Here is a 13361-nt window from a genome sequence, read left to right on the forward strand (position 1 = left end):
TTGTCATAAGCCGTCATTGCGAGCAACTGCAAGGAACATGGCAATCTCAGCAATTCTCCCGAGATTGCTTCATCAATTGCTATGCAATTTCCTCGCAATAACGATTTTATTACTATAAATACTTCCCTTCTAAATATCTTATATACACCTCAGGGCTAATTTTTTCCTCACCGCTAGCATTTTTTAATAAATTGGCTGAATTTTTTAACGAACCGAGATTTCTAAAATTCTTATTTAGATAATTATTTAGATTACTAAAATCACCCTTTAATATATCATCTTTTATATTTGAATGCATCTCTTTTACTTTTTTCACCACCATTGATGCGATAATTGTACCGTTTGTATAGGCGAGAAAGTAACCGAAATTTCTGTGTGACCAATGAATATCTTGAAGCCAGCCGTTACTAAAACTTATCGGTTTAACGCCTAAATATTTCTGCATCTTACTATCCCAACAGCTTGGTAACTCATCGAGATTCAAGTCGCCATTGATAAGCATTTCCTCTATCTCAAAACGTAATATTACATGCATCGGATAAGTTACTTCATCTGCATCTACTCTTATAAAATCAGGCGTAACTCTTGTAATTTTTCTATATAAACTGGCCGCTGAATATTCTTCGCTTTTAAAAGCAAATTCGTCTCTAAGTAATTTAGCTAAAAATTCGGTAAATTCTCTTGATCTACCTACTTGCATTTCCATAAATAAAGATTGGCTTTCATGGAAGGCCATACCTTTAGCAAGCCCAACCGGCTGCCCTTTATACATTTCCGGTAGATTCTGCTCATAATAAAGCATGTCCTGTTTCGTGAATAACTCCCATTAAATCGCTTATGAAATTATCTTTATAATACCTAGTAGTTAAACGTATATCGTTTGGTGTTCCACCGCAAAAAGGATGAGTCGATTCGTCTAATTGTCCTTTTGTTAGATCAAACTGCATAATTTCCATAATGCGTTTTCCGATACGCTTTTGCATTTCAGGAGCTAGTTCGCTGTTCTTTACTAGTTCTTTCTCGGGTTTCTGTTTTTCTAAAACTTTATTTATGAGCTGCGGGAGTTCGTTTTTAAGTACTGAAAAAACTTGTTTGATCTCGCTACTTTTTCTGCTTGGATCAAACATATCTATTAATGAGTCGTATAATCCGCAATTAAAAGCATCTGCTCGTACTTTAGCAACTTCTTTCGTATAATCTAAGACTTCTTGTAAGTGTGATTTGAATAAATTATAGTCGTTATGTTTTCTTACTTCTCGCCAAACAAGTGCAGCTTTAGTAGTAGCTGCTACCAATTTCTTTTGTAGCTGCTCGTCAATACAATTTGCATCTGTTACTTTTCTCTCAATCTCTCTAATATTACCATTCTGCCATTCATCAAGGTTCTTTGATTCTTCTTTTGCCTTGCTAAGTAGCTCCTTTAGAATAGGAGATTTGAGCATAGAATGAACTAGCGACGTTAAAGTTACTATTTCGTTTGTCCTACTCTCACCTGAACCCATAGGCATATTTACGGCAACATCCCAGTATAATATGCTCAAGATATTATTAAAATGTGAGATGGTTGCAAATTCGTTTTCTAATTTTGTGTAGTTGTTGTTCATATGTTCCCTATTATGTCATTCCCGCTTGCGCAGGAATGACATAAAAACCGTACCGCTAGTGCCTATTACAAATGCAACAACTCCTTTGCTGCTTTTAAACTTGCTTTGGTGATTGTTTTACCTGAAATCATGCGGGCGAGTTCCTCCTGTCTTTCAGCTAAATTTAAAGCTTTTACCGTTACTTTCGTTTCTTTCTCTAGCTGTGTTTTCTCGATTTTTATATGCAAATCCGCTTTACCTGCTACTTGCGGCTGGTGCGTAATAACTATTACTTGAGTAACGCTACTAAGTTTTTTTAATCGCTCACCTACTTTATCTGCGACCTCTCCGCCAATCCCGACATCTATTTCATCAAATATAATAGATGGTTTTACCATTTTATCAAACAAAGAAGTTTTTAAAGCTAACATGAATCTTGATAATTCACCGCCGGAAGCGATTTTATTAATTGCTGCAGCTGCTGTTCCCGGGTTAGTAGACGCTTTAAACACAATATCGTCATTACCGTCGGCTGTTGGTTCTTTAGCATTTATCTCAATCTCAAAAATTGCTTTCGCCATTTTAAGCTGCTTTAGCTCCTGATGCAACGATTCTTCTAGATGTTTTGCAACAATAAGACGCTTTGCAGATAAATTACTCGCTAGTTCATAATATTTTTTCTGCAGTAGTACTTCTTGAGCTTTTAACTCATTACTATTTGCTATTGTGTTTTTTAATATACTGAGCTGCTCTAAAGATTTATCTAAAAATACACCTAACTCATCAGCAGGAACATTATATTTACGGCTAATAGCTTTTATTAAAAATAATCTTTCTTCTGTTTCTTCAAGATTATATTCCTCATAATTAAAACTATCTAACAGATTTGATAATTCTTGGCGTGCTTCTTCTAGATTATTATAGGCTTCCTCTAAACTTGTAACGATAGCTTCAAAACGCTCATTGTTGCCTTGCTTTGCTAATAATTTCTCTGCTCTATTAATCGATGTATTTATTTCAGGGTTATTAATCTGTTCTAGAATATCTTTTATTAGCTGTAAATCCTTATCTTTATTTTGCAAATCTTTTCGTAGATTTGCTAATTTTTCTTCTTCACCTGTTTGAATGTTCAGTTTAGTTAATTCTTCCGTTGCAAAGCTCAAATAATCAATTTCTTCTTCTATAGAATTTTGCTTAAGTGTTATTTCGGCCATTTCTTTCCGAGTATTTTGCCAAGTCTGATAGCATTTGGAAAGCTCCGCTCGAAAGTCCAAAAGATTTCCATAACTATCTAAAATATCACGCTGCGTATTTGCTTCTAGAAGAGAAATATTATTATTTTGTCCATGAAGCTCGAATAAATAAGTAGCTAATTGCTGCATAAGAGCTTTAGTAACCACTTGATTATTAATGAAAAAATTTTTTCGTCCTTCGGCTTTTTGCAGACACTTTACAAATAATAACTCTTCAGGTTCAATCAAATTTTGAATCAGAAAATTTTTTATTTCTTCATTTAAAGAGAATATTATATTAACAACAGCGTAATCTTTTCCACGCTTTATTATATTATTTGAAGTTTTATAACCTAAGCAAAATAAAATAGCATCAAGTAAAATAGATTTACCGGCCCCCGTTTCACCGGTAATAACACATAAACCTTTATTAAACTCAATTTCCAGTTCGTCTATTAGAATGAAGTTTTTAACTGAGAGACTGCAGAACATATGCTGCTTAATTTTGGTGGTTCTGAACTAGCCTGTACGCATAACTATACCATTGACTATCAGGATAGTTGTAACCTAGCACTGAGGCATATTTTTTTGCTTCATCCGGAAGTCCGAGCATCATATAACTCTCGGCTAAACGGTAAAGAGCTTCTACCGAATGAGAAGTAGTTTGATAATTATCAATTACCTCTTCAAATCTATTTATAGCTGCCATCGGATTCTTTTTCTTTAAGTAAAACCGACCTACCATCATCTCTTTACCTGCTAAATGATCGTTTACTAGGTCAATTTTTAAAGATGAATCAATAGCATATTTAGTATTTGGGAATTTTGCTATTACGTCTTCAAAACTATCTTTAGCTAGGAAAGTTCTAGATTGATCATGATTTACGTCTGAAATTAACATATAATATGATAATGCTTTAAGGTAATATGCATAAGCAATGTCAACATTTGCAGGGTGCAAATTAATGAACATATCAAGCACATCAACCGCTTCTTCATATTGAGCGGCGAGAAATAAAGAATAAGCCTGCATCAATTCGGCTTGCGGCGTCATTTCATTACCTGGATGCTGGTAAAATACTCTTCCGAATTCTTTTGCAGCTTTCTTATATTTTTTCTTTTCCAATAAGGTAATACCTTCATTATAAAGGGTAGGCATAGGGACTACTATGTCATCACTGGTTTTTTTGTTTTTGCACCCGCCTAAAACTAACCCTATAACTAAAAGGGTACTCAATAATTTTGTTAATTTCATAAGAACTTAAATTCAGTTAATAACTAAATATACATATAGGCTTACAGAATTTCAAGGATTCAATTTAAAATCTCACAAACTTATAAATTAGACCTATTCAGAAACTCGTTTATAGGGAGGAATTTGAAGGAGACACAGAACGCAGAACCGCAGCGTACAACTTGTACGTGAGGATTCAAGTACCGGATCGACGTACAAATTACCTACCCCTAGAAGTGAATACGTCTATATTCTTGGACTTATTTCGCTACCCAATGTCCTTTATCATTTTTATGGTATTTGTTTTCTACGGCCGACCCATGACCCATGCTACTTTATGTGCAACTGTCTCTCTAGAGTCATTTCCACGTCTTTTATCGGGCATCCTTATATTGTTCAAATGCATGATTAAAAGCTTCGCGATAAATATCCTTAGCATGGCTCGGAAGATGATTTTTAACTGAATCAGGTAAATTGTTATTATTTTTATAAGGCATAAAAACCTCCGGTAATATTATGCAAATAATATTTTATAATATTGGAGTGGAGGTTTCATTTCTATAGGAAAGGTAAATAAAATTTACGACCACAGACTTTTCATTTTATTAAAAAAGCTGCCGTCATTTTCTTTTTCATTTATGGATTCTTTTTTGAATTCTTCTAGTAATTCACGTTGTCTTTTAGATAAAATTTTAGGTACTTCGACATGAATATGCGTGAGCATATCACCCCTAATAGTTGATCTCATTTTAGACATACCTTTGTTGCGTAGCCTTAATTGATCACCGTTTTGTGTGCCTGCAGGAATTGTTAATTTTACTTTTCCGCCTTCAATTACCGGTACTTCTATCTCTCCTCCAAGAGCAGCATTCACAAAACTAATAGGTAGTTTACAATGTAGATGTGCTCCGTCTACTTTATAAATATCATGTGGTTTTATTGCTATATCAACGTATAAATCACCGCTATTACCGCCTCGAATACCTGCTTCCCCTTCTCCGGTATGTCTTATTCTAGTACCGTTTTCAACACCGGCAGGAATATTTACCGATAAATTTCGTTGTTTATGGTAACGTCCCATGCCATGACATTTCTTGCAAGGATTTTTTATAATGTGTCCGTTACCTTGGCATTTATGACAAGCTTGTTCGATCGTAAAGAATCCTTGCTGCATTCTAGTCACTCCAACACCGCTGCAAGCATCGCAAGTAGTTACGGTTTCACCTTTTTCAGAACCGCTACCGTGACAAGTATCGCATTTTACTGCGCTAGAAAAGCTAATATTTTTTTCTATACCGTGAAATGCTTCCTCTAGGTTAATTGTCAGATTATATTTTAAATCTGAGCCTCTAACTTTAGCTGAAGTTGGGCGTGATGATCTTCTGCTGCCTCCCATAAAGTCGCTAAAGAAGTCACCGAATATGTCGTTAATATCGGGGTGAAAACCGCCATGATTTCCTCCTCCCCCTCGTGATTGTTGATTTTGAAAAGCATCGTGTCCCAAACGGTCATAAGCAGCTCTTTTTTGCTCATCTTTTAGAACATCATAAGCGGCATTGATTTCTTTAAATTTCTTTTCAGCATCTTTAGCATCAGTAGTATCAGGGTGATATTGCTTGGCTAGCTTGAGGTAGGCTTTTTTAAGGTCAGCTTGGCTAGCTGTTTTACTAACCCCTAGTATTTGGTAATAATTTTGTGACATAATTTAATTTATAAAATGAGATTGTAACATCATTACGAGGAACATTACATAGTAATTTGACGAAGCAATCTCAGGATATTTACGAGATTGCCACGCAGCCTATAGCTGATCGCAATGACGAAATTACTTCTACTTCTTCTCTACATCTTGAAAGTCGGCATCTACTATTTTTTCATCATTAGCGGCACTTTCTTCAGCAGGTTGGCTCTCGCTTTGTGCTTTATACATCGCTTCACCGATTTTCATGCTAGCTGCAGTTAAACTTTCGGTCTTTTCTTTAATCAAAGCAGCATCTTCCGACTCAAGTACGGCTTTTAAAGCGGCTAGTGCTGCTTCAACAGCTCCTTTATCGTCTGATGATAATTTATTGCCATATTCTGTAAGAGTTTTTTCAGTAGAATAAACTAAACTATCGGCAGCATTTTTTGCTTCAATAAGTTCCTTACGCTTTTTGTCTTCATCAGCATTTTGTTCGGCATCTTTAACCATTTGTTCAATTTCCGCATCGCTAAGACCACCGGAAGCTTGAATAGTTACTTTCTGCTCTTTACCGCTTGCTTTATCTTTAGCTGAAACATGCACTATTCCGTTAGCATCAATGTCAAACGTTACTTCTATTTGCGGCAAACCTCTTGGTGCAGGAGGTATACCTTCGAGATTAAACTGACCAAGTAATTTATTATCTTTTGCCATTTCACGTTCACCTTGGAATACTCTAATAGTTACGGCATGCTGGTTATCATCAGCAGTTGAGAATACCTGACTCTTCTTAGTAGGTATAGTAGTATTACGATCGATTAATCTTGTAAATACGCCGCCAAGAGTTTCAATGCCAAGGGATAGAGGTGTAACGTCTAATAATAATATATCCGTTACTTCTTTATTAAGTACTCCGCCTTGAATAGCAGCACCGAGAGCTACAACCTCATCGGGATTTACGCCTTTATGCGGCTCACGTCCGAAGATTTTTTTTACGGCTTCTTGTACTTTCGGCATTCTAGTCATACCGCCTACTAATACTACTTCTTGAATATCAGAAGCTTTAAAACCTGCATCCTGTAATGCTTTACGGCAAGGCTCAATTGTTTTTTCAATTAAATCATCTACTAATTTTTCTAGTTCAGCTCTAGTAAATTTAATATTTAAGTGTTTTGGACCGCTACTATCAGCCGTAATATAAGGTAAATTAATATCGGTAGTTACTGCAGAAGATAGCTCTTTCTTAGCTTTTTCTGCGGCTTCTTTCAAACGTTGAAGTGCTAAAGGATCTTTACTTAAATCTATACCGTTTTCTTTTTTGAATACATCTATTAAATGGTTTAATATTCTTGTATCGAAATCTTCACCGCCAAGGAATGTATCGCCGTTTGTTGATTTCACTTCAAAAACACCGTCAGCGATCTCAAGAATTGAAACATCGAATGTTCCGCCGCCAAGATCGTATACTGCAATAGTTTTACTTGCCGATTTCTCGAAACCGTAAGCAAGAGCTGCAGCAGTCGGCTCGTTGATTATTCTAAGGACCTCAAGACCTGCTATTTTACCGGCATCCTTCGTTGCTTGACGCTGTGCATCATTAAAATAAGCAGGTACGGTAATTACTGCTTGTGTTACTTTGTCCCCTAAATAATTCTCAGCAGTTTCTTTCATTTTTTGTAAAATGAATGCACTAATTTGACTTGGTGAATATTTATTATTATCCGCTTCGACCCATGCATCCCCATTATCGGCTTTAACTATATTATACGGTACAATACCTTGGTCTTTCCTAACCATAGGATCGATAAAATTTCTACCGATTAATCGCTTTACCGCATATATAGTATTGCGAGGGTTAGTTACTGCTTGCCTCTTAGCAGATTGCCCGACTAATTTTTCGCCGTTTGCAAAAGCTATTATTGACGGCGTAGTTCTTTCACCTTCTGCATTTTCTATTACCTTTGGTTCTTTACCTTCCATGACCGCAACACAAGAGTTGGTAGTCCCAAGGTCGATACCTATTACTTTTCCCATAAGATTCCTCGTTTTCTTTTTTTTATTTTATTATAACTTTTGATTTGATATAGTGTGGCTTAAATGATTTTACAAGAGGTGACAATGAAAAAACTACCGATTTTACTAAAACTTTTATTTATTATTAATTTAGTGTTCCTAAATAATATAGTTTTAGCATCTAGCGAAACAAGCACTATTATATTTGAAAAAGCAAAGAAAGCAATCGTAACGATCGATACTAGAATTGCCGTATCGGCATATGACGATACAAGTAGTTGGACTGGAACGGGATTTATCAACGATAAGAACAACGGTTATATAATTACTAATACTCATGTTGTCGGCGGTGCGTCTATCGGAACTTATTTTGTTACTTTTTATAACGGTGAGCAGGCAGAAGCAAAACTTATCTATTACGATATTTGGCAAGATTATGCCGTTTTAAAAGTAGAGAGTAAAGATATACCGGCATCAGCAACGCAAATATCTTTTGCAAGCGAACTTCCAAAATTAAATCAAAAGGTTTTTGTAGTCGGTAACACAGAAGCAAAAGGTTTTTCTTTCCATACCGGTTATTTGTCCGATCTTTATAATATTGAAGGTTTAATGCCGCAATGTACTTATGTTATTAATTTAAATACTACAGGAGGTGCTAGCGGTTCACCGGTATTAAACGATAAGATTGAGGCTATAGGAGTATTATATGGTGGCGGTAAAACTCATTCTCTAGCGCTGCACGGTGATTATGTAGTTCGCACTTTAGAAAGTTTAAAGAATAATAAACAACCAGGCAGAAAACATATAGGAATAATAAGTGAGTTATATTCTTTAAATAAAGCAGTTAGACATCACAATTTCCCTAAAGAAGAAATGGATAAATATATAAAGAAATTTCCTGACAGTAGAAATAGAGTGATAAGCGTTCAGGCAGTTCTAGCCGGATCACCTGCCGCAAAATCTTTAAAAGCCGGTGATATTATTTGGGCAGTTAATGATAAGGAACTCGGCGGCAATCTAGCATTATTTGATAGAGAAATGGATAATTTCAAAGGAATAGCTATTAAACTTACTATATTTCGTGACGGAAAAAAGCTAGAACAAGCAGTAGATTTATATGATGTGAACAATAATAAAATCGCTAAAATGATAAATTTCGGCGGTGCAGTATTTTTTGAAGCCGATGATTATTTTAGTAATAAATCAGGTATTCCGCTTAAAGCTCTAAGTATAGCTTCCGTTCAATCCGGTAGTAGCTTTAGCTCTATACCAACGTTTTTTACTAAAGATTATAAAAATGTTTATAGATTGCAAATTTTTGAGATGAAAGATTTAGCTTTAAGTAATCTTGATGATTTGGTGAAATTCCTACCGGCTATTACTAAAGAGAAGTTTATAACGGTTAGATTTAGAAATTATCAACCTTATTATGCTAATTTCGGTTATAATGAACTTATCTCGTCGCATGATGATATGATTGCTGATGTAACTCTAGATTCTATAGATACTAAGCCTTATATATTAAAGTATAATACTATTTCTCATGATTGGGATATGGAAAATATAAAACTTCAGTAACTAATGACATTGTGATAAATTAACAATTCCTCCTAAAATAATTAATAAATTTAGGAGAATTAATGACTAAAGAACAAATACCTACAGTAGATAAAACAAAAAACATCTTTTTTTTTAGTTTTTTACAAAAAATCTAATACTCAGGATTCACTATCAATCACCACGTTCAGGTGATGATATAGAGAGGGATGTTTCTAAAAAAGAAGCTTATTAAGAAAATTCAAAGTATTAATAGACAAGAATGATGAAGATGAACTAAAAGCATTTCTATTTGATAAAAATAATAAGTATATCTTACATGATGCGGTTTAGGATAAAGAACAAACATTAGTTGCAAAAATATTAGAATTAGCTAAATACGTGAGTTAACCTATAACGCTTCAACAGTGTTACATTCAGCAGTTACAGGAATTGCTAACAAAGAGATTATCAAAGCTTTATTAGCAAAAAATCCTTATTTAGTAATGATCAAAGATGCTTCAGGTCTTACTCTATGATATTATAATACTAATAAAGAAATATTAGAAATATTGCAAAATTGTGAACGAGATATATTATTATAGACCGGCTTAATATAGAACCATGGGACGGTTGGGCAGAGAAGATATGCACAAATATTTAGAAGATAATATGTCTATAATCGGAAAAAATAAGCATACAATAATGGAGCTTGTATAAAAAATTTGTAAATTATCGGACAAGCATCTTCCTTGTAAATTTAACATAGAGTATTAGATTTGCAAGGAAGATATAGAGAGTTCTTTAATAAAAAACGGTAAGTATGTAAAACTTACCGATTAAATTTAAAGCTTAAAAAATTATAATTCAGTAGTAGGGATATACTGGATATTTCCATCTTCTCCTATCAATAGGTAATACTTTGTTTGAGGGTTATAAGCATCATAACTAATTGATGTTTGTGATGATAGTTTTTGTGCTAATATTATCAATTTTTCTTCATATAACTCAAAAGATTTTTCTAAATCCTCTTTTGTAATCTTTACAGTTTTAGCTTCATCTGTCTTTGCTTTGAGTGTTTCAATATTTGCTGTTAAGCTATATTTTGTTAAAGTTACTTTTTCTTTTTGTAGGAGTGGAAAATATGTTCTTATTTTTACCAATACTATTTGTATTAGAATACTTAGAGCAAGTTTATTGAATAACATCTATCTAATAATACCTTAAAATTTTTGAAACGGAGGTATACAAGCCTCACTTATTAATGTCAACATAAATTAATATATTGTTACTATAAATATTAATAAATGCTAATTATTATAATTTTCTTGCACAAAATCGAAATAAACTGTTATTAATATAAAAAACCAATCTTAAATCTAATATATGCGTTCTTTATTTGTAATAATTATATTCTTTCTAATGAGCAGTTGTAATTGTTGTAATTTAAAACCGGTATATAGTGAAAAATACAGTAGAAATAATGATTTAGAAGCTATTAAAGTTGAACCGATTCGAACAATTGAAGGAGCTGAGTTTTATCATCGTTTAACTAGTATTTTACCTCAGAAAGCACAAGCAAAATACCTGCTTAAAGTAAAGCTTATCGCAATAACTATGCCTGCTACTATTGAAAAAAACTCCAATGTTTTAAGGGAATATATTAATCAATTAGTTAGATATAAATTAATTGATATAGAAAGCCAAAAGGTTTTAATTGAAGAGCAGTTTTACCAAAACACGTCATATAATGCTATTTTTACACCATATGCAACAAATGTTGAAAGAGATGCAACAGGAATAGACTTGGTATATCAAGCAGCAGAAGAAATTCGTAGCAGATTAATTTTATATTTTACACGGAAATAGTTAAGCTATGAAATTTTATTTTTCACAAATAGGTAGATTATTTGAACTAATAACATCCGGAAAGATTAGAGCTCTTTTACTATATGGTCCTGATAAAGGTTATATAGAAAAAATTTGTAAGCATTTAGTAAAAAGCTTAAATATGCTACAAACTTCTATAGAATACGCAGATCTTAATATGTCATCTTTAGAAATATTACTTAATTCGTCTAATTTTTTTGGTCAAAAAGAATTAATTAAAATTAGATCGGTTGGGAATTCAATCGATAAGAATTTAAAAACAATTCTAAGCAGTGATTATATAAATTTTCCTGTATTTATAGGTGAAGAAATGACTTCTAGTGAGAGCATTAGAAAGTTTTTTGAAACCGAAGAATATTTAGCGGCAGTTGCTTGTTATCATGACGATGAAGCAAAAATTGAACGAATTATTTTAGGTAAAGTAGAAAAAACTAATAAAGTTATAAGTAAAGAAGCTATCACTTATTTAAAAGCTCATTTAAAGGGTGATCATGATTTAATTTGTAGCGAAATAAATAAATTAATATATTTTGTTCACGACGCACGCGAAATTACTTTAAACGACGTTCTAGAAGTTATAAGTAGCGAAATTACGGCAAACGGCAGTGATTTAGCAATGTATTTTTCAAAAAAAGATTATAGTAATTTTCTGCAAGAGCTTAATATATTAAAAAAACAAAATATCAATGAAGTTTTAATTATTAGAGCATTAATAAGGCATTATTTAAATTTATATATAGTTTTGTCGAAAGTAAAAAATGGTGAGCGTTTGGAACTTGCAATAAAATCATTATCACCACCGATTTTCTATCAGTATATTAATGATTTTACGAAGATAGCAAACGGTCTTAGCCTCACTGAATGTCTAAAGACTTTAAAAGTGCTACAACAGGCAGAAGTGGATTATAAGTTAAATCCTGCTAGTTTCGATTTATTCCAAAGTATACTCCAAAGTAAATGAAGAGTAGACGAAGTTTAATTTGGAAAAGAGCAAGGAGACTATAAGGCGAGGAGCGGAGCGTATACTTAATACGTGAGTACCGTAGCTCTTAAGATGACGTAGCCAATTTTTCAAATTAAACGAGTATACATTATGCCTAGACCTGATTTTTCTGACCCTGACAAACAAATTCACGAGATAATTAGAGTTAATCATGCCGGGGAATATGGTGCAAAAAGAATTTATCAAGGACAGCTAAAATATATTAAATCTCAAAATGATCATATATTGATTAAAGAAATGCTTGACCATGAAGAAGTGCATTTAAATTATTTTGAAAAAAAATTACTGGAAAAAGAAGTAAGACCCACATTTTTATTATTTTTTTGGCATCATTACGGATTTTTACTTGGTGCTTTATCTTCCTTAATGGGAATAAAAACGGCGATGCTTATTACCGAGAGTGTAGAAGAAGTAATAGAAAAACATTATGAACAGCAAATAAATTATTTAGAAAATAAAAATGTTGAGCCAGAATTATTAAATAATATTATTAAATTTCGACTTGATGAAATTGAACATAAAAATATTGCTATAATGAATGATAGTACTGAGGCAATATTTACAGCAATAACTAGTAAAATAGTGAAGATAATTTGTCGTATCTCTATAATTTTAAGTAAGAAAATTTAGAGTTAACAGCTTAATTAGTTGAAAAATCTAGAAATATTTTACTTCTAAGGCATTAAGAAGATAATAAAAAAACATTAATAATATTATTAGAAATGGTGATGAAAAGAAAAACTTTTTTTTATTTTTTGCATTTGTATTTTTTAGAATTAATAAATCTTTATTTTTATCAAACATAGCTAATACTACTCGCAATTCCTTTATTTAATTTATGCCTAAACCTAATCTAGAATTAATAAATAAAGGTGCCAGGGGTTAAGCTCCGTTGCTGTAAGACAACAACAACCTCCATTATACTTTATGATTTTACTCACTTATAATAATAGACCCCTGGCATAACTTAATATTAAGTTATGCCAGATTGGTCTTGCAACTTATTAGCGGTCTTATATATTAGTTGAATAATATAAAGAGTCAAGAGATTTTAGTTGTCATTAATAATAAATAATGTAATTCTAAGTTATGGGGTATATTTTCTATATAATCTGCTTCTAGAATTTGCTTTTACATCAATAATAATTTATATTTATTTTCACTCATGCGAATAGCATGATTACTTTTG

General features: G+C 32.8%; 10 protein-coding genes and 3 pseudogenes. 6 read left to right on the forward strand and 7 right to left on the reverse strand.

The features are described from left to right. Nucleotides 1-112: 112 nt before the first annotated feature. The 3 genes and pseudogenes from MCC_RS01715 to MCC_RS01725 form a co-directional block, all read right to left on the reverse strand. Nucleotides 113-1604 (reverse strand): annotated as a pseudogene (locus MCC_RS01715) (carboxypeptidase M32). A gap of 65 nt (nt 1605-1669) precedes the next feature. Continuing rightward, complete coding sequence (gene recN / locus MCC_RS01720; protein WP_014408268.1) at nt 1670-3307, reverse strand: DNA repair protein RecN; 1638 nt, start codon at nt 3305-3307, stop codon at nt 1670-1672. 7 nt (nt 3308-3314) lie between these two features. After that, nucleotides 3315-4070, reverse strand: a complete 756-nt coding sequence (locus MCC_RS01725) for an outer membrane protein assembly factor BamD (RefSeq protein ID WP_014408269.1) — start codon at nt 4068-4070, stop codon at nt 3315-3317. 101 nt (nt 4071-4171) lie between these two features. On the opposite strand from MCC_RS01725, the pseudogene MCC_RS11605 reads away from it, so the two are divergent. After that, nucleotides 4172-4275, forward strand: a pseudogene (locus MCC_RS11605) (palindromic element RPE1 domain-containing protein); the annotation flags it as partial. A gap of 148 nt (nt 4276-4423) precedes the next feature. Here MCC_RS11605 and MCC_RS09965 read toward each other — a convergent pair. The 3 genes from MCC_RS09965 to dnaK all read right to left on the reverse strand — a co-directional run bounded on the left by MCC_RS09965 (nt 4424) and on the right by dnaK (nt 7764). Next, nucleotides 4424-4546, reverse strand: a complete 123-nt coding sequence (locus tag MCC_RS09965; RefSeq protein ID WP_014408271.1) for a ChaB family protein — start codon at nt 4544-4546, stop codon at nt 4424-4426. Between the two features lie 83 nt (nt 4547-4629). Next, nucleotides 4630-5751, reverse strand: a complete 1122-nt coding sequence (gene dnaJ, locus MCC_RS01735) for a molecular chaperone DnaJ (RefSeq protein WP_014408272.1) — start codon at nt 5749-5751, stop codon at nt 4630-4632. 129 nt (nt 5752-5880) lie between these two features. Next, a complete protein-coding gene (dnaK, locus tag MCC_RS01740; protein WP_014408273.1) occupies nt 5881-7764 on the reverse strand; it encodes a molecular chaperone DnaK in 1884 nt (627 codons plus the stop codon). A gap of 63 nt (nt 7765-7827) precedes the next feature. On the opposite strand from dnaK, the gene MCC_RS01745 reads away from it, so the two are divergent. Both MCC_RS01745 and MCC_RS11050 read left to right on the forward strand, forming a co-directional pair. Next, nucleotides 7828-9321 carry a S1C family serine protease gene (locus MCC_RS01745; RefSeq protein ID WP_014408274.1) on the forward strand — a complete coding sequence of 498 codons (1494 nt, stop codon included), beginning with the start codon at nt 7828-7830 and terminating at the stop codon, nt 9319-9321. A gap of 386 nt (nt 9322-9707) precedes the next feature. Continuing rightward, nucleotides 9708-9999 (forward strand): annotated as a pseudogene (locus tag MCC_RS11050) (hypothetical protein). Nucleotides 10000-10139: 140 nt separating this feature from the next. Here the strand turns inward: MCC_RS11050 and MCC_RS01755 are convergent. Next, complete coding sequence (locus MCC_RS01755; protein ID WP_014408275.1) at nt 10140-10487, reverse strand: hypothetical protein; 348 nt, start codon at nt 10485-10487, stop codon at nt 10140-10142. Nucleotides 10488-10665: 178 nt separating this feature from the next. Here MCC_RS01755 and MCC_RS01760 point away from each other — a divergent pair, with 178 nt between their 5' ends. The 3 genes from MCC_RS01760 to MCC_RS01770 all read left to right on the forward strand — a co-directional run bounded on the left by MCC_RS01760 (nt 10666) and on the right by MCC_RS01770 (nt 12802). Then, the gene (locus tag MCC_RS01760; protein ID WP_041405398.1) at nt 10666-11148 is read left to right on the forward strand and encodes a hypothetical protein; all 483 of its coding nucleotides are present in this window, start codon (nt 10666-10668) and stop codon (nt 11146-11148) included. Nucleotides 11149-11155: 7 nt separating this feature from the next. After that, nucleotides 11156-12130: a DNA polymerase III subunit delta gene (gene holA, locus MCC_RS01765; RefSeq protein WP_014408277.1), complete on the forward strand. Its 975-nt coding sequence runs from the start codon at nt 11156-11158 to the stop codon at nt 12128-12130. A gap of 132 nt (nt 12131-12262) precedes the next feature. After that, the gene (locus MCC_RS01770) at nt 12263-12802 is read left to right on the forward strand and encodes a demethoxyubiquinone hydroxylase family protein (protein WP_014408278.1); all 540 of its coding nucleotides are present in this window, start codon (nt 12263-12265) and stop codon (nt 12800-12802) included. Nucleotides 12803-13361 lie beyond the last annotated feature (559 nt).

The organism is Rickettsia rhipicephali str. 3-7-female6-CWPP, from assembly GCF_000284075.1.
Classification (GTDB): domain Bacteria; phylum Pseudomonadota; class Alphaproteobacteria; order Rickettsiales; family Rickettsiaceae; genus Rickettsia; species Rickettsia rickettsii.